Source organism: Bacillota bacterium, assembly GCA_012837335.1.
Taxonomy (GTDB): Bacteria; Bacillota; Limnochordia; order Darwinibacteriales; family DTU012; genus DTU012.
Map to the genome: position 1 here is coordinate 16105 of DURM01000027.1, position 17936 is coordinate 34040.

Sequence of the window (17936 nt, forward strand, 5' to 3'; positions counted from 1 at the left end):
TAATATCATGATAAACACCCACAATATAATAACACATATTTAATACTTAGACAACCAATTCACAAACTCGACCTTAACATAAGGGGAATTTGCTGCCGCAAGCAGGCTTTGGTAATCAAGGGTGAAAGCTGCCGCGCTGCCCACCTCGAGATTCACCCCAGATTGGTAATCGGCTGCAATATGGTCACTGCTGATCCCGACAATGGTTAGACCAGGATCAAGGGGAGCAATACTGCCACGACCGATTTCCTCCGATCCCGCTGCTAAAATTACTCTGCCAGCTTGGCGCTTAACCTCGATCACTTCTACTTCCAGGCGGCACACATCCTGATAACAGCCGGGCAGCGGCTGTTTGGTCAGAATATCCCAGCCAAAATAGATGCTCTCCCCGATTCGCCAGTGATTGACAGCCCTAAGTCCTTGGTGCCAGCTGCCAGCAGCAACCAAATGGAGACTGCTGCTGTTGCATCCCGACAGATACTTGATCATGCCATTATTAACTCGATTGTACAGGTCAATTAATGCCTCCATGTTCTCAACCGTGGGCACTGCCATTCCCAGGCAGGCTAAATTAGTGCCGATTCCATAAATCTTAAGATGGTCGAGACTTAAGGTAAAATTGACCAGCATCTCCAGTTCTTCCGGCAGGACACCTTCGCGGCCATCACCTAGGTCAACCATCAGAATCACTTGGTGAGTTCTGCCCTGGCGCCCGGCTTCCTGGTTTAAAGCCTGAAGCACTTGCTTGTCACTGTTTAGGCTGATATCTGCGAGGCTGACAACCTCCTCAATCTCTGACAGTCCCGGAGACCGCAGCAGCAGAAACTGGCTGTCTATTCCAGCCTGTTTCATTCTCATAATATTCCTCAGCCGCGAATCGGCTAACCCCGAGGCCCCGCCCGCCAGCACAGCCCGAGCGCAGTTAGGATCACCGCCTACTACCTTAGTTACTGCAAACATAGTACCGCCAAGGCTGGCAATCTGCTGATTGATAACCTTGGCGTTATGCTCCAACTTTGCTAAATTTATCACTAATTTTGGGAACACCCGAACCGCTCCTACAGCGAATTAACCTTTCCCTCGGGAAAGGTCAATTCTTAATACTCTTCAGCACCCGATAGCCGGCCTTTAAACTCACTGCCGCCGCGTTGCCGAACACTTCCTGCATTTTTTTCTCCATACTTTTAGCACCCTGCTTGGTGCGGATCACCAGCATCAATCCACCGCCTGGCTTTAAATGCTTATAGGCATGTTCCACCATAGGGTAGATCACCTTTTTTCCAGCCCGGATCGGTGGATTGGTGATGATCCAGTCGTATACATCAGTAACAGCAGCAAAGCCGTCACTCTGCCAAACCCGGACATGATCAATGTTGTTCAGGGCTGCATTCTGCTTAGCCAGATCCACTGCTCGCTCATTGATATCAATCATATCGACCTGCCCAGTGGGACCGGCCAGATAGGCTGCCGCAATTCCCAGCGGTCCATAGCCGCAGCCTAAATCCAACACCCGATCACCGGGTTTAACCTCCAGCGCGGAGATCAAGATCATCGTTCCGGCGTCAACACCATTTTTGGAAAAGACTCCGGCATCGGTTTTAAATACAAATTCCTGCCCGAAAAAATTTGCTGTGATCTCAGCGATGTCGTGTTTAGATTGAGGATTAGAAGTAAAATAATGCTCAGTCATTTTGCTCTCCAACTGCTAATTCTAGTAATCTCTGCTCATATAGTTCGACTTCCGCTTGATTGCCGAGGGCTTGATAAACCAAAATCAAGTGCTGATAGATCTCCGGAAGCTCCCTTTCATCTGCGTTTTCCGAGGCCTGCAGCAGGTAGTGCAGTGCTTTGTCATAATCATGAACCAAATAATACCCGTATCCTAATGTGTCTAAGAAACTGGCCTGCGGATCTAAAGTTACTGCCTTATATGCCAGATTAATTGCTTCAGTCATGTTTGTTTTATTGAGCATATATGTATAGGCCAAATTATTGAGGGCAGCCGGATGATCCGGTTCGAGCATTAACCACTGCTGGTAGCTTTCAACCGCACCTAAGTAATTGCCTACTGCTCCATAGCTTCTGGCAAGGTTAACATAGGCGGGAGTGTAGTAGGGATCAATATTAAGCAGCTGCCGATAATACTTGATGATTTGGTCGTGCTCTCCCTGCTCCACTGCCAGCTGTCCTTGAACTAAAACATGATCAAGCTGCTCCAGCTCGTTAAGATTGAGGGGCTGCTCATTCACACGCCAGTTAGCAAAAGTAAGGATGATTCTGGACTGGTCATCGCTTACTTCCAGTTCTCTCGGAAACCAATTGCCATCCGCTTTGCCTATTCTGATGGTGCCTTCCCAGTTTTCCTGCTTAACTGCCAGGGTAAAAAACTCTACTCCCTGCTTGTGCTCGGCATCTACCTGATACTGTCTGAGAGAGAGGATATTGGTTCCACTTTCATCGGTAATGCGGAGGGGAATGTTAGTTTCCCGGTCAAACCAGTAGGTACTGAGCTCCAGGCACTGATAGCGGGATACAGCTCGCCCACCAACCATTTCGTCTCCTAAATAAGTAACGGCTTTGGTATTAGCTTCAATTAACTGCCCAAATAAAGCTTGAAAAACGGAAAACGGCTGCACCGGCTCATATTTATACTCTACATGGCCCGATGTCGTTATCACTTCGGTAAGTTCGTGGTATCCATTAACCCGCTGCCACTGACTGACCGGAGCAGTAACTCGAAGGCTGAATTTATCTGGCAGAGTTACCGTAAACACTCCCGTCACGACCTGCTCTTCATCACCGGTAAGATAACGCCAGGTCAAGTCAGCGCTGGCTGTGTGATAACTGACAAAGGAAGAAACCTGCGCCTGTCCCACGCTCACCAAACTGATGATCAATCCACTGACTAAAACAAAGAGAAGGCTGGTTTTAGTAGCCATTGGGGTCACCTTCACTCAGATTGACTATGGCGATACCGGAGCTGGTGCCAATTCGATTCGCACCTGCCTGCAGGAAAGCCAGCGCACTGTCGGCGCTGCGGACTCCTCCGGCGGCTTTAACACCGCACTCTAAGCCTACCGCCTGCCGCATCAGACTGACCGCCTTGGTTGTGGCGCCGCCTCCGGCAAAACCGGTAGCGGTCTTGACAAAGTCTGCGCCAGCAGCTTTTACCAGGAGAGAACCTTTCACAATCTCGGCATCAGTTAGATAGGGGGTTTCCAAAATCACTTTGAGAACTCGAGACCCGGCAGCTTCCTTAACCGCAGCCACATCCTGATACACAGCATAATAATCTCCGGTTTTCAGCGCTCCAATGGGAAGCACCATGTCCAGCTCCTCCGCTCCGTGAGCCAGCGCATCGCGCGCTTCAAAAACCTTGGACAAAGTGGTATTCTGCCCTAAGGGAAAACCGACTACCGTGCAGACCTTAATTGAGCTATCAGCTAGTATTTCTGCTGCTAAGGACACATAGCGCGGATGGATGCAGACCGATGCAAAGTTATAGGGCCGAGCTCGCTCTAATTCCTGCCTGATCTGCTCCTCGCCTACTTCAGGTTTTAACAGCGTATGATCGATGTATACTGCCAGATCAGAATCTAGCTCCGGCTGATAATCAACTGGGACCACATCCGGTATTTCAACAGCCCTGGTCTGTTTGCTTAAAACCATGTTCAGTTCGACAACCTGCTCATTAAACCACTGCAAATTCATATTCATTCCCCCTGGGGTTATCATTTCGGCAGTTCCCTAATATTATCCTTTTTTGCCAGCATCCGGACAGATTACTAAATCCACCTTTTGATCCCAAGGAAAAACAGGAAGATCCTCTCTCAGAAAAGGCGGGTAGCACATTCCTACCTTGCAGCCTCGAACCTGCGGCAGAAATCGATCATAATAGCCTCCGCCGTATCCGATCCGATATCCCTGGGAATTAAAAGCTAAAGCCGGCACCACGATTAAATCAATCAAGGCAGGATCGAGCACTTCATCACTTATCGGCTCGTAAATACCCCAAAAGCTTGGCTCCAGATCCTCAGAACCGTACACTTCAACCGCAAACATCTCTTTTGGGTACTTCCGGACTTTTGGTACAGCAGTCCGCTTGCCATCTTCCCACGCCCGCCTCAGCAGAGGCCAGGTATCAATTTCACTCCCAAACGAAAGATAAACCATGATTACTTCTGCATCCTGGTATTGGGGCAGCTGCCAAAACCGGTGGTGAAGCTCCTGGTTCCACATCTGCACCAAATCAGGATCTAACCCATCCCTCTGCTTTTTTAGCAGTTCCCTTAAAACCGGTTTCTCCATCATCACAACATCTACTCCTCCGGCAGCAGTATTGATACTGCGCTCCGCTCCAGATCTAATTCTTCCTGCAGAAACCGATTCACATCGGCAGCAGTAATCCCATCCAGCACCTCCGGCACATCCAGCAGGCTGGTGCCATTAAAAAGATGGGAGGTAAAGCTGTTGGCCAAATAATCCAGCGAATTAAAAGCTGCTAAATAACTGCCTAACGCGTGCCGCTTCATTCTTGCAATCAGCTCATCATCAAGCTGCTTCCGCTTAAGCTCCGTGATTGCCTCTCTTAATGCTGCATCAAGTTTTTCCGGATCGTCGGTTTCACCGCCGATTACCGAAAAAGCATAGCTGGGCGAAGCCTGGAAGCTCGCTCCAAAAGAATCATCGATTAACCCACTGTTGTAGAGGCGCTCAAAGACCGGCGAGCTCTTAGCAGCAATGCTTCTCCAGATCATGTTGACCGCAAACTGCTGCTGCAGAAGTTCCCGTCCACTGCCGCGCGCTCTGCCTTTTAAACCGAGGTAATACCGGGGTTGGGAAATGCTCATCCGCTGTTCAATGCGGGGCTTGTGGATTGAATCCGGTTCTTCCGGAAAAATCCGCCTAATTTCCTGCTTTTCAAACTGCCAGCTCTCCATTTGAGCCGCAACAAGCTCCATCACCCGCTGGGGATCCAAATCTCCCACAACCACCAGAGCCATGTTCTCCGGTTGGTAAAATAGGCGGTAGCAGTCCAACAGCTGCTCCACAGTAATCTCCTGGATTGACTCGACAGTCCCGCCCACATCGAGGCGGATGGGATGCTTGTGGTACAGGGCGTTAAGCAAATTGCGATAAATTCGCCGGCCGGGGTTATCATCGTACATGCGGAGCTCCTGCTCAATAATGCCCCGCTCCTTCTCCACGTTCTCCTCCGTGAGATAGGGGTTCTGCACAAAGCGCAACAGCTCGGTCAGGGCTTCATCAAAATACTCGATGGTGGAAAAAAGATAGGCTGTTATGTTATAACCAGTATAGGCGTTAACGCTGGCTCCAAACTGGGCAAAGCGCTCAAAGACATGGCTTTCTTCTTCTTCAAAAAGTTTGTGCTCCAAGAAATGAGCAATTCCCGCCGGAACCCTGACTGCGCCTCTGCCGTCTACCTCAAACTCTGAATCCAAGGAACCGTAGTTGGTTGCAAAAACAGCATACTTCTTTTGATACCCCGGTTTCCGCATAATATAAACCGGCAATCCATTGGCTGTGGTCTGATGATACAAAGGCTCATTCGTGATGGTTTTAATCAGCTGCATCAGTTGTCCCCCTTTGGTCCCGATAAAAAGTAGATCGTATCCGGCCTTATACCCTGTGCTGCCTGCTGCACCTGCTCTTTGGTAACCGCGGCAATCCGATCCATAACCGTCTCCGGAGTCCGCAGCTCATTATTTACTATTCCGATCAAGTTCCGGTCAATAATCGAGCTGGGGTTATCCACCATGGATTTGATCCCGCTGATCAGGCCAATTTTTGTCATGGTCAACTCTTCATCGGTTATCTTGCCCGCCTGGATCTCTTCAATCTGCTCGCGGATAATATCGACTGCCTGCCGGTAAGCCTGAGGCGCAATTCCCGCCGTGATGGTGACTAAACCCTTGGTTCCCTCTAAACTGGATCCCACATAGTAGGCCAAGCTTGCCTTCTCCCGCACATTCAAGAACAGCTTGGAATGAGGATAGACACCCAGCACACCATTGGCTACCATCAAAGCGTAATAGTCCGGCGACCGATAGCGCTGGTCGGTGCGGCAGCACATTACCAGCACTGCCTGCTGCACATCTCTGGTTTCTTGAATTTCCTGCACTGAAATATCCTTTTTAACTGTAACACTGGACAGCTCCTGCGCTTTGGTCCGCTTCCACGGCCAGGCTTTAATCATGTCTGGTATTTGATCAAGATTAGGACCTACAGCAAAGATGTCAATCGGATTGGAAGCTAAAGTTTTGCGGTAATGCTGATAGACAAAATCCGGATCAAGGGCATCAATCTGCTCCCGCTCACCGTATTTATACAGGCCGAAAGGCTCGTCCTTACACATAATCTTAACAGCCCGCCAGATCGCATAGGCGCGCTTGTCGTTGATCAAGCCATCAACCATTCGACCTAAATTGATCTTTTCCTGTTCAAAGTAATCATCCTTGAAGCGTCCATTTTCCACCAAAGGATCGGTAATCAGCTCACCAAGAGCTGCCAGTCCTTCGACCAGCACCTGCTCCCCATTGGGAATCAGGTTAGGAGCAGCCATATCGAAGTAGAACTCCATAATCTGGCGCTCTCCGATTTTGGACACATCTGCTCCTAAAGCCGAGCCATAAAGATTTTCCATTTTCTGCGCCAAAGCCAGTCTGGTTGGATGGGCTTGGGTTCCCTGTACCAGGAGCATGGGTATCAGCGCATTCGCAGCCGCTGTTTCAGCCTGCAAGCTGTCCTGAATAAACACCTTGACCGTTACAGTTGTAAATTTATCGGTTTCATATAAATATAGATTGATTCCGTCAGCAATTTGATGCCGGACAAAATCCACAAGCATCCCTCCGTGACATTAATTCCTACTTGTTTGGTAGTTTGCCCATTCCGGCAGTTATTTCTGCAAAGCTGATTCGTGTTTGTTCCAGCTGCCTGCAGTCATAAGGGCAGTGAGCACAGTTTTCTGCGGCCGGGAAGGCCTCTGCCTCTAATCTCTCGCTCTTTTGAATGCGGCAGCAGGCATCAAGCAGCCACCGCTCCGTTGCGGCTGTATCTAAAGAATCCGCTGAAATCCAGTGGATGCGATCCGGGAATAAAAAATACAATCCCGCTCCAATTACCGCCTGTCCGGTCAGCTTTTCCAAAGCCCAGGCGTAAATCCGCAGCTGCATCCCATAAGAAGCAGCTGTTTCCTCTACTTGGTCCGGTGCGATATGATTTGTTTTTAGATCCATAATCTTAAGTCCGCTGTCAGTATAGATAACCTGGTCGATCATCCCGGTAATCAAGAATTGATCCAAGGGCACCGCAAACTCAACCTCATGGTCAACTTTCATGCGCTGGCTTTCCTGGAAATAATCGCTGTTGAGATAGCGGTCAACAATCTCCTCCAGTTCCTGCCGCTCGGATTGACTGACAGTAATTCCCTCCATAGCTATCGCCCAATCGAGCAGCTGATTCGGATCAGGATCGGTGTGGAGATGCTCACAAACCCGGTGGACAATGTTCCCCCGCTGCAGCGGATCTAAACCGCTGGAAACAGTGGTACTCGGTCCAAAAGCCCCCAATTCCGGCACCCGCAGCAGATAGCGGTAGTAGTAGCGGCGAGGACAGAGCGAATAGATCATCAGGGATGTCGCGGAAAAACTGGCGGCCGTGTAATGCTCAGGCACTGCCGCTGAGCTTACGGTTTTGGCAATCGGCGCTTCGGCGGCAGCTGCTGTTTCCTCAGCCAACTCCAGCGGGGCATCAAGGTCAGGTACTAGCTGGAATAGATGCGGCTCTATCTGCTCTAATCCTAACAACAGCCACTCCCACCAAGAACCTAGTTGTTCTAAAGGCTTGCCCAGATTATAATCTTCTTCGGTACCAATCCCGCAGAGCACCAGCTGTTCTTCAGCCCGCGTCACCGCTACATAGAGAAGACGCTTGGCCTCGGCAACGGCTTCTTCTCTTAATACTGCCTTGATCTGCTGGTGGAGACTAGTATCTTTAATAGTCATTCCCCAATCCAGATGATAATGGAGCCTGCCCCGCTCAGTCCTTACAGCCTGGCCGGCGAGATCCGGAAGAATCACAACCGGGAACTCCAAACCCTTGGAGCCATGGATGGTCATAATTGTAACCACATCGGCAGTCTCGCTGTCAAGGCGGGCTTCGCCCTCCCGCCCCTGCTGCTCAATCAGCTGATCAATATAATGCAGCTGTTCCTTAAAGGAAACATAGCTTTTAGCCCACAGCTGCCAGCTGGTCTCCTGCAGTTTTCTGATATTAGCCAGCCGCTGCTCTCCCATGGGCAGTGCCAAAGTATGGGCGCAGAAGTCTGTCGCAGTTAAAAGCTTGTCCAAAAACTCCGGAGCAGGCAGCATCGCTAACTCTCGCTGCAGCTCAGGATAGAGCCGATGAGCATCCTCAATTTTGCCTAAATCTTCAGGTTCAATTAGTTCGAGTCTGCCGTTACGATACCAGTACAGTGCTTCATCTGAAACTGCAAAAAATGGAGAGCGCAGAACACAAACCATACTTACTTCATCCGCTGAATCCTGCAGCCACTTAATAAAGCTGATAATGTCCTGAATTTCGGGTTTTTGGTAAAATCCCCGCCCTGACAAGTTTACAAAAGGTATCTGATATCTGTGCAGCTCGCGCTCATAAATTCCCACATGGGTCGTGGTGCTGAACAAAAGAGTAATATCGCGATAGCTGTAATCTCCCTCGGATACCAGCTTCCGGATATACCGGGCAATCTGCTCTGCTTCCACTGCCCGGGATTCAATCAGAGTTTCACTTATCGGTGTTTGGATAAGGCTTACCAGCGGTGTATTTGTTCGATCCCGCTTGGGATTTGCCGCTGCGAAGTTCATGCCGCCTGCGGCAAAAACCTGCTCAAAAAACTGATTTGAGAAAGCAATCAGCTCTGGGCGGGAGCGGAAATTATCGCCTAGAGTTATTTCTCTGCCCCCGTTGGCAGCAATCTCCTGCTGCAGTTCCATAAAGACTTCTACTTGCGCACCGCGGAAGCGGTAGATCGACTGCTTCGGATCTCCCACAACAAACAGCTTTGTATTGGGATTGTCGGTAAGCCGGGCGATAATCCGCTTCTGCACCGGGTTGATATCCTGGGCTTCATCAACCATCACATGGCGGAACTGATAAATTTGATCAATCTCTGAGCTGGATAAAAGCTTCTCAGCAAGCCGCTCTAGATCGTTATAATCTAGTATGCCCAGCTCTTTCTTGCGCCGCTGATATTCCTGATCAACAGCGGTTAACAGCGCTCCTAGTTTCAGGAGAATCTGATTTGCTTCCAAATCATAAAGCCGCTGTCCCAGTAAACTGCAGAGCTCCCGCAGTTCCTGAACTTCAGCTTTGAGATCTTTAGCCCAGCTGCCGCCAAACAGGCGGGCTAATTCCGCCAGCAGCTCCTGCTCACTCCGGACTGGTTCCGCTAGATTTGCCCTGTAGTCGCTGAACAGCCTCCTAATCTCAGCGGTTGTTTTCTGCTTGCTCTCAGACAGCTTAATCTCCGCCAAACCTTCCAACCAAGCGGGTATCCGCATCAAAAGTTCGCCGCGGAGGAAAACAATCTCAGAATTCAGTTCATCTGACTGATCCTGATAAGCAAAACTGCGCTCACCCTTGCTGACAATCCGCTCATAGATTTCCACCAGATCGTCGATAAACGCGCTTGTCTGGCGGTAGCTCTCAGCTAAAGCAGATATTTCCGAATCCTGATCTGCCCGGGCAGATGCAACCTGCTCCTCAACAACCTGGTAGAGCAAGCCCCGGCTTTCCCACTCCTCTGCCATCCGAAACCGCGGATCAACTTCTGCCTGACGGGGATGATCCGCCACCAGCCGCTGGCAGAATGAGTGAATAGTAGAGATCCGGGCTTGATTAAACTCATTCAGCAGGCTTGGGGGCAGATTAGAAGCAGCAATACCCGCCCGGATCCGCTCTTTCATTTCCAAAGCTGCTTTGCGGGTAAAGGTAATTGCTAAAATTTCACTGATCTTAACACCCTGGCTCAGCAGATAGAGATAGCGCTCCACTAAAACCCTAGTTTTACCCGAACCGGCGCCTGCAGTTACCGCGGCATGCCGGTCAATCGTCATGATTGCTTCCCGCTGCTGTTCTGTTGGTGTATGAGCCATAGCCCTACTCCTTTCGACAAATTGCCCGATAGGGACAGAAACTGCAGACCCGATCGTTCACCGGCGCAACCGGAAAATATCCGCTGAGAATTTGCTCTAAGTACTTGCGCAGAGTCTTTTTAAACTCTTCGACCAGCTGATCCCATTCATCATCGGGAGTGATTCCCGAGTTGCGCCTAGTCAATCCCAATTTACGGTGGGTGCTGTCCCGCCACAGTCCTGTCCGAGAGCCAGTACGAATACTGTAGAAAGCGATGCCGTGGGCTTGTCCAGCAACCAATTCACCAGATGCCAGCAGGTAAACCTGAAGCTGGAGGTTTTCGCCTTTGATCACATCACGAACCGTAGGATTGGCACCTGTTTTGTAGTCATAAATTACAAAACCGCCGTCAGCATTGACATCAATGCGGTCAACAATTCCATTCAGCTTAATACTGCCAAAATCTGTAGTAATTATCAAATCAGAAAAGCGTTTTTCCAGATGAGTTGGGTAATAACCAGTCGATTCCACCAGCTCCACATCTTTTCTGTTAAAAGCAGTTACCATATCCAGGATCCGCCGCGTTAACGGCTGGTTGGCAGCTTTGAACTGTTCAGCCAGAATCTCGTCAATCGGGATCTGCCCTTTCTTTTCCCAATAAATCCGCAGCGTTTCGTGGATCAGATTCCCCTCTTCCAGCGGGGTTATTTCATCGCTCAGCATTTCCTCTTCTTCCAAACTATAAAGCTCACTGCAGAGAAAGCGGAACGGACAGCTGGCATAAATATTAAGCCTGGATACCGAAAGCGATTGATGCTTGTATTTGGCAGCAATATGATTCAGTATTTCAGAATCAGTAAGCATGCCGCTGCCCAAGCAAATGCTCTTGGGAGCCGGCAGAACAGCCTGGCTGTCGATATGGACAAACTGCTCCGGAAACACTTGAGAAGCGATGTTCATTCGAGCAGTGTGGTCTTCCTCTGAAAACGAAAGCTGCAGGTTCTCAGTGGATCGAAGCAGATGCTGATAAAGCTCCAAATCGCGGCTGGGCAGAGTCTGCCGGCTCAGCCAGTCCCGCTTAGGGGGTCTGGGAAAATTGGACTCGGTGATTCCAACCAAAAACAAGGTATGGTATCCCATCCCGACAGCCTGCGCTAAAGAGCTGACCATAATCTTCTGCAGAAAACTGCGGGGCTGCGGCAGAGCATAGCCTTGGGCGGCGCTGGTCCACATTTGGATAAACTGGGCTAGATTTACCGGCTGCTTAATCAAAGCTAAATCGGCCCCGATCTGCTGCAGTCCATGGTAGGACTGATGGAGCACAGCCCACTGCTGATGGTCAAGGGCGGGCCACTTATGCAGGGGAAAATGGACAAATACCTGTTCAAGACGCTGGAGATAATGTCGAACGGGATAGGAACCCGCTCCGGTCTTGAGCGATTCTAAAATCTGAAATACCTGCTGCCAGCCGGAGTATTCCTGTAGATATGCCTGCCACTGCTGTTTGGAGCGCAGGTTAGGTGGAGCCAGCTTCAGCGCCCGATGTTCCTGCTGATCAAGGGCAAAAGGAAGACCCCATCCCGGCGCTGTCAGCTGTTCCAAATCAGATTTCATCCAAACCGGCTGCATCAGCCGCAGCAGTGCCTGAACAGCTTTTCCCATAGGTGTATCGGCAAGCGCCACTGCCGGACGCTGCCAGGGAACTTTATACTCCTCAAAAATCGGAATGATCACCGCCAGGTAGGTTTCCAAGTCCGGCGAGATGACCGCTATTCTCTCTGGCTCCACTCCCTGCCTTAACAGCTCAACAATTGACTCAGCAATGTGCTCAATCTCCTCCACCGGTTTTCTAGCTGCCACAGCAGAAACTGCCGCTTCACTCGCGCTAAACTGGCAGTGATTCACTTTTTTACCTCGGCACACCGTCTCAATCAGGCGCTGTTCCAGCTTTGTCAGCTCACCCAAATAGTACAGATCAATCTGATCCACTTCCTGGTTCAAGCTGGACTGAGGCCAGTACTTCACTGCCTCCTCAAGCTGCTGCGCTTGATCCAAGACACCTAGAGCAGCCAACTTCTCACGATACAACGTGAACAGCAGGATCAGCTCACTTTGTTCACGCTCAGTAAACATATCCATGCTGACCTCACCCGAACTGTACCGATAAAACAACCTGTGTAAATCAGCAATAAAACCGGGAAAATTAACCATACCCACAAAATACTCGAGCATGCTTTCGGCCTCCCAGACCGCTTCCCACACAGCGATTTGCTCCAAAAATAGGCTGTCGCGGTAGGGATGGCCCTGCTCTTTTAACAGGTGGGCAACAAGCTCCTTAATAGAAAATGGCAGCAAATCGCTGTGCGCATGCAGAGCGGATTGGCGCCATTTTCTTGATAACTGCTGATGTGGAACAAGCGATAAAACTGCCACCGTCTTCACTCCATTTCTCTTGGCAGACAAAACTGCTGCAGAACATGGGCAACCCCATCTTCATCATTTGTCGGTGCAATATAATCAGCTGCCTGCTTAACCGGTACTGGGGCATTACCCATGGCAGCGCCAAGCCCGGCAGCTTCAATTAAAGCAAGATCATTATAATCATCACCAATTGCTAAAACACGGCTGAAATCTAAATCAAGCTGCTTGAGGATGTACTCAACTCCCGATTTTTTCGAGCAGTCCCGGCAGATAAAATCTACTCCAATATAGTTATCTGACCGGTAAACAATGAGATTGGCAGCTGAGCCGTAGCGTTCCTGCCAGTCGTCAAGCAGCGGATTCAGCTGATAATCTTGACCTAATACCGCGATCTTGATGGGATTTGATTTCAAATCAAGCTTGCTGACAAGCTCAACTTGATCATCGATAAATGTCAGAAATTCCGTTCGATGCTGGGAGAACTGTTCTAACAGCAAACCCATCTCACCCTGATCCTCACCGCGGTAGACTAAAAACGGGATGCTGAGGTGCAACAGCTCGTCTATTACTTGATTTGCCGCTGACAGCGAAATCCCTTGTTTGGAAACAACTGCGCCTGATTCCGGGTTCACTACCACAGCTCCATTGTGGGCAACAACGGGTATATCAATCTCTAGAGTTCGGGCCCATGGCAGGGTGCGGCAGATCCGCCGCCCGGTGGCCAGAGTCACTTTTATTCCCCGAGCTTTAACAGCTGCAATACTGCGTCTAACCGTTACTGGAAGCTCACCGTCTGTAGACAGCATTGTCCCGTCAAGATCTAGTACCGCTAATTGATACTGCATCTGCATTTATATCCCCTCCAGTCCCTCTATTTTACCGTATTTAATGTTAATTTCCTAGTTCCGAAGATTTAACTAAAAGCTAACCCAAATCACGTTGCCTTTTGTCCCAAATTGTGTGATACTGTTCACAGGCATGCCAAAGGAGGTTTGCGTCGTGATTTATATGTTGGACACGGCAAATGTAAAAGAAATCGAACGGCTTTACGATCTGTATCCCATTGATGGGGTAACTACCAATCCATCGATCATTGCTGCTGAACAGAAGCCGCTCCGCGCTCAACTGCTGGAAATCCGCAGTGTGATCGGCGAAGATGCAATGCTGCATGTGCAGCCGATCAGCAACAAGGCAGAAGACATCGTTGCCGAAGCTTTGGAGTATAGGGATCTGGTCAAAGGCAATTTTTATGCAAAGGTACCAGTAACTCCCCAAGGAATTAAAGCAATGCAGATGCTGAAGAACATCGGTATTAGAGTCACAGCAACAGCTATCTTCACTCAACAGCAGGCACTGATTGCCGCCAAAGCGGGAGCAGATTTTGTTGCTCCATACGTTAACCGCCTTGACAACATCTCATCAGATGGTATTGGGGTAGTTGCTGACATCATGAAGTTTATCAATGCATATGGATATCCTACCAAGGTACTGGCAGCTAGCTTTAAGAACGTTGAACAAGTTCACAGAGTAAGTCTCCTCGGTTCCCATTCGGCAACTATTGCTCCGGAACTGTTTGAAGCTCTGCTGTATCACCCGTTAACCGAACGAGCTGTTTGGGATTTTTACCACGACGGAGTTCCATATTACGATGAGCTTTTAATTGGCGAAGAATCTGCAGAGTAATTCAAAAACCTCTCATGCTAAGCATCGAGAGGTTTTTTATATATCGGAACGCTAAAATGGTCAGAAGCAATCAGGGTGTTGGGAAAAATTCTCTTTGCTTCCCCCTGCAGCTGCTCAGATTCTCTTCGGTAGCGGGAACTGACATGGGTAAGGATTAACTGGCCAACTTCAGCCCGCTTAGCAACTTCCGCTGCTTGAGCAGTAGTAGCATGAAAATAAGCATAAGCTTTTTCGCCGGAATCGGCAGCAAAGGTTGCTTCATGAACCAATACATCTGCACCCGCTGCCAAATCCACTGCCGCCTGGCAGTAGCGGCTGTCGCCGATAATTACCAGTTTTCTCCCCGGCTGAGGCGGTCCGATAAAATCCCGACCCTCAAGAATCTCACCGTTCGGCAGGATAACGGTTTCGCCGTTTTTTAATCTGCCGTAAATTGGACCGGAGGGAATATTCAGAGCTTTAAGTTTTTCCACCAGCAGCCTGCCCGGTCGGTCCGGTTCCTCGATCCGGTATCCATACGATGGCAGCACATGCTCAACTTTGCCCACTTTAATAGTATATACCCCGATCTCCAGTTCCGAGCCATCCTTGATCTCATAAATCTCTAACGGATAGGTAAGATTTGAACCGCTTAAGCGCAGCGCAGTCATGATAAACTCCCGCAGGCCTTTCGGCCCAAAAACCGCAAGAGGCTGTTCTTGGGCTGTAAACGAGCGGCTGCTGATCAGACCCGGAAGCCCAAAAATGTGATCTCCGTGCAGATGGGTTATGAAAATATTAGTAATCGTCCGCAGATTATACGGCGAGCGGAGTATCTGATGCTGAGTTCCTTCGCCGCAGTCAAACAGCCACAGCTCTTGACTCTGCTCATTAGGCCGCAGAATTATCCCGGCAGTATTGCGGTGGAGAGCAGGCCTACCTGCTCCGGTACCGAGAAAATATAGGTTCAAAACATCAACCCTTTCTAACTTTCCAATTGGCGAATGCTGCGTCTTCTATTTTCTAAAATCTGCTCTAATGTTATCCCGTACTGCTCTGCGATGCTGCGGGCATAGCTCAAGCCATCAGGTTTAATGCGGCTGATCTTAAAAGTCCGCTCGGCAGACTCTGAATCAACTTCCGCAACTAGAGTGTCGATCTTTGATTTTAGATTCCCATGGGCATTGAGCTCATCTACTCGCATAGCTAAATCATGAAGATGAGTGGCAAAGATACCCCTGGCGCCAATTAGGGCCAAGCCTTGCAGCACTTCCCCAGCTATGTATCCTGCCTCAACTGCGCTGGTACTTGAGATCGCTTCATCCATCAGCACCATGCTGTATTCGGAAATCACAGCCAGAATCTGGCGGAGATTATCGCACTCCTCGCCCAGCCGCCCCTTACCAACAGCAGCACCGGTTGATGGGAAATGAATCAAAAGATTATCAACAGGGCTCAGTTTCGCCGCACGCGCCGGTACATAAAATCCCAGCTGAAACAGGGCTTGGACGATCCCCACTGCATACGTAACGGCCGTTTTTCCGCCCTGGTTGGCTCCGGTAAGGATATAAATCATGCCGTCCTCATCGAAGCTAAAATTATTAAATACCATTTGCCGCGCGTTTTCTTTACCCAAACTGACTGCAATATGGGGATTATAAATAGCTCTAACGTTAAACTCTTTATCCTCCCGGGGACATACTTCAGGTTTGCACACCGGCATTCCCAAGTTCCGCATTCTTTGGGCAAACTCCACCGCACCCAGCAGCAGGCGGATCTCTCTTGCTAAATTGACAAGATAATCAGTATTTTGAGCGAGATACCTTCTGATTAGCGGACGCCAAGTTCTGACAGCAGAGCGAAAGATAATATCAATCGCATTATTGATAGCTGAATTAAAGGCAGTTGAGCGCTGGTCAGCCCGGTTGTGGCCGTAAGGAACAAGCGGTGTGAGACAGCGGAAACCATCATCGGTGCGATCCAGCCGCAGGATTCGGTCAACAATGTCTCCAGAGCGGAAAAACTCGGAATTAACCGCCACCACACCGGCTTCCACCGCATTAAGCTGAGCATCCAAATTAACACCGATAGTCACACTCCTGATACTTCTAGTTTGTTCCATCAGTGCCCGGGAGTTGCTCTTTAATTGCTGGTATTCTTCGCTGTTATACACTTCTTTAATAATTGCTGACAAACTCTTAAGCCCATCGGATTGCACCGCAGCTGCTTCAACCGCATTATACAATAAATCCACACAATCTGTATATAATTCGATTTCGGAGATACTGTACAAACTTGAGGTTACATCCGATGTCCTGCTTTTATCGGCCCTAAGCTGCGCAATTGTTTCAATCTTGGGCAGAACTTGTTCCAAAGCCTCGCACAGCTTGGGATTATTAATCAAATCTTCTACTACATCGAGACGGTACTGGATTACATCTGCATCAGTGGTTAACAGATCAGCAAACTGTTTATGCTCATCCACCCACGGCATGGTCCCCTTCACCGGAATTCTGATCAAACGATCCACACCCAGCTTATGATAAAAAGACAGATCTGTTGGGGAATTCCCCTGCTGCTTGGTATATCCTCGGGGATACAGCAAACTAAAGGTATCCATCTAAATACCTCCATAATAGATTTTATAAAATCACATCCACCAGATAGTAAAAGCCAAGACGGAGCGGCTTACCCAGCGCAAGGAAGACCAGAACCATAACACTTGCGATTAGATAAAGCATAAAGGTAGAGTAGCGGTGAGCGCGCCACACCGATGATAGTTCGTATAAAAAGTAAGCTGACATCAAGTACAGCGGAATACTGACATAAACAAACACGTTAAACGAGAAAAAGGCTGCGATAAACAAGATCGCCAAAACTCTACCCAGCCGCCTAAACAGCCAGCGTCTAGGCGTTAAGATCAAGAGCGGCTGATCTACAACCGCATCCTTGGGATTGATATAATACTCGCGCATAACCTCACCGCCTTACTCTTGACCAAAAACCTCAGTCAAACAAATGCCACGGAATTACAAATTCGCAGATACCCGTTGCATAAGGAGCGATATCGTACTGCTGATAAAATATCACCAGTCCGGCATCGGTTATGTAAAAATCCTCCTCATTAATAAAAGCTACTGGCAGCTGATCCTGAAAATACCACTCCGGATTTTCCGCAATCTGCCGATTGATTTCAGCGAGAATTATCTCCAGAGCATTTTCATGGAGAACCACGTCTTCAAGTTTCAGCGGTTTGTTCGCGTTTAAGTCCAGGTTGATGGACTTCTGCACTGTGCCGCCGTGGGCTCCGCCGGTATACTGATAAAAAAGCCAAATTAATGAGAGCAGCTGATCCTGGTTGTATTTCATCTCAAACTCCGTAATACATTGATAGGGGAAAAATGGAAAAACCCGCCCGGACTCTTCCCACGCTGCTCTACCTTCAACAGCCATCTCCTTAATGTACTTGGCAAACTGAAGGTGCTCCAAACGCCAAGAAGTGTTGAGATACTCTTCATACAGCCAATCGCTCAGTCCGTTTACTCGGGGTATGGATAGATTAATCGAGACGTCCTCGAAGTCGGCTGTGATAATCTCAGCACCAATACTGGTTACTTCAGCCGAGACAGAGCTTATAGCAAGCAAGCACAACAGACATATCACCAAGGCACAGCGTTTAATCACGACAGCACGCT

Annotated in this window: 15 protein-coding genes; 1 reads left to right on the forward strand and 14 read right to left on the reverse strand. The window is 49.1% G+C overall.

The genetic code is table 11. The features are described from left to right. Window positions 1-39 precede the first annotated feature (39 nt). The 10 genes from GX019_04105 to GX019_04150 all read right to left on the reverse strand — a co-directional run bounded on the left by GX019_04105 (window position 40) and on the right by GX019_04150 (window position 13430). A complete protein-coding gene (locus GX019_04105; GenBank protein ID HHT36342.1) occupies window positions 40-1047 on the reverse strand; it encodes a hypothetical protein in 1008 nt (335 codons plus the stop codon). A gap of 43 nt (window positions 1048-1090) precedes the next feature. Beyond that, window positions 1091-1690, reverse strand: coding sequence for a class I SAM-dependent methyltransferase (locus tag GX019_04110; GenBank protein ID HHT36343.1), 600 nt, complete (start codon window positions 1688-1690; stop codon window positions 1091-1093). Further along, a complete protein-coding gene (locus tag GX019_04115) occupies window positions 1683-2939 on the reverse strand; it encodes a tetratricopeptide repeat protein (GenBank protein HHT36344.1) in 1257 nt (418 codons plus the stop codon). Before GX019_04115 ends, GX019_04110 begins: the two co-directional genes overlap by 8 nt. After that, entirely contained in the window at window positions 2929-3669 is a 741-nt protein-coding gene (deoC, locus tag GX019_04120) for a deoxyribose-phosphate aldolase (GenBank protein ID HHT36345.1), read from the reverse strand. The genes GX019_04115 and deoC overlap by 11 nt, the downstream gene beginning before the upstream one ends. Before the next feature lie 84 nt (window positions 3670-3753). Continuing rightward, window positions 3754-4314 (reverse strand): 5-formyltetrahydrofolate cyclo-ligase, encoded by a 561-nt coding sequence (locus tag GX019_04125; GenBank protein ID HHT36346.1) that lies wholly within the window; start codon window positions 4312-4314, stop codon window positions 3754-3756. 5 nt (window positions 4315-4319) lie between these two features. Beyond that, window positions 4320-5594 carry an insulinase family protein gene (locus tag GX019_04130; protein HHT36347.1) on the reverse strand — a complete coding sequence of 425 codons (1275 nt, stop codon included), beginning with the start codon at window positions 5592-5594 and terminating at the stop codon, window positions 4320-4322. Then, a complete protein-coding gene (locus GX019_04135; protein HHT36348.1) occupies window positions 5594-6862 on the reverse strand; it encodes an insulinase family protein in 1269 nt (422 codons plus the stop codon). Before GX019_04135 ends, GX019_04130 begins: the two co-directional genes overlap by 1 nt. A 25-nt stretch (window positions 6863-6887) precedes the next feature. After that, window positions 6888-10178, reverse strand: coding sequence for a UvrD-helicase domain-containing protein (locus GX019_04140; GenBank protein HHT36349.1), 3291 nt, complete (start codon window positions 10176-10178; stop codon window positions 6888-6890). Between the two features lie 4 nt (window positions 10179-10182). Further along, entirely contained in the window at window positions 10183-12591 is a 2409-nt protein-coding gene (locus GX019_04145) for a hypothetical protein (GenBank protein ID HHT36350.1), read from the reverse strand. Window positions 12592-12596: 5 nt separating this feature from the next. Further along, a complete protein-coding gene (locus GX019_04150) occupies window positions 12597-13430 on the reverse strand; it encodes an HAD family phosphatase (protein ID HHT36351.1) in 834 nt (277 codons plus the stop codon). Window positions 13431-13578: 148 nt separating this feature from the next. Here GX019_04150 and GX019_04155 point away from each other — a divergent pair, with 148 nt between their 5' ends. After that, on the forward strand, window positions 13579-14262 hold the full coding sequence (locus GX019_04155; GenBank protein HHT36352.1) for a fructose-6-phosphate aldolase: 684 nt from the start codon (window positions 13579-13581) through the stop codon (window positions 14260-14262). A gap of 17 nt (window positions 14263-14279) precedes the next feature. Here the strand turns inward: GX019_04155 and rnz are convergent, their stop codons facing one another. The 4 genes from rnz to GX019_04175 are packed head-to-tail and all read right to left on the reverse strand — an operon-like array spanning window position 14280 to window position 17925. Continuing rightward, window positions 14280-15212 (reverse strand): ribonuclease Z, encoded by a 933-nt coding sequence (rnz, locus tag GX019_04160; GenBank protein ID HHT36353.1) that lies wholly within the window; start codon window positions 15210-15212, stop codon window positions 14280-14282. Window positions 15213-15226: 14 nt separating this feature from the next. Continuing rightward, entirely contained in the window at window positions 15227-16861 is a 1635-nt protein-coding gene (locus GX019_04165; GenBank protein ID HHT36354.1) for a hypothetical protein, read from the reverse strand. A gap of 22 nt (window positions 16862-16883) precedes the next feature. Beyond that, window positions 16884-17216, reverse strand: a complete 333-nt coding sequence (locus GX019_04170) for a hypothetical protein (GenBank protein ID HHT36355.1) — start codon at window positions 17214-17216, stop codon at window positions 16884-16886. Between the two features lie 31 nt (window positions 17217-17247). Next, window positions 17248-17925 (reverse strand): DUF3298 and DUF4163 domain-containing protein, encoded by a 678-nt coding sequence (locus tag GX019_04175; GenBank protein ID HHT36356.1) that lies wholly within the window; start codon window positions 17923-17925, stop codon window positions 17248-17250. Window positions 17926-17936: the final 11 nt, after the last annotated feature.

Coding starts and splice junctions, on each gene's coding strand:
- GX019_04110 (HHT36343.1), bottom strand. CDS start 1,690: ATGACTGAGCATTATTTTACTTCTAATCCTCAATCTAAACACGACATC.
- GX019_04115 (HHT36344.1), bottom strand. CDS start 2,939: ATGGCTACTAAAACCAGCCTTCTCTTTGTTTTAGTCAGTGGATTGATC.
- deoC (HHT36345.1), bottom strand. CDS start 3,669: ATGGTTTTAAGCAAACAGACCAGGGCTGTTGAAATACCGGATGTGGTC.
- GX019_04130 (HHT36347.1), bottom strand. CDS start 5,594: ATGCAGCTGATTAAAACCATCACGAATGAGCCTTTGTATCATCAGACC.
- GX019_04140 (HHT36349.1), bottom strand. CDS start 10,178: ATGGCTCATACACCAACAGAACAGCAGCGGGAAGCAATCATGACGATT.
- GX019_04150 (HHT36351.1), bottom strand. CDS start 13,430: ATGCAGATGCAGTATCAATTAGCGGTACTAGATCTTGACGGGACAATG.
- GX019_04165 (HHT36354.1), bottom strand. CDS start 16,861: ATGGATACCTTTAGTTTGCTGTATCCCCGAGGATATACCAAGCAGCAG.
- GX019_04170 (HHT36355.1), bottom strand. CDS start 17,216: ATGCGCGAGTATTATATCAATCCCAAGGATGCGGTTGTAGATCAGCCG.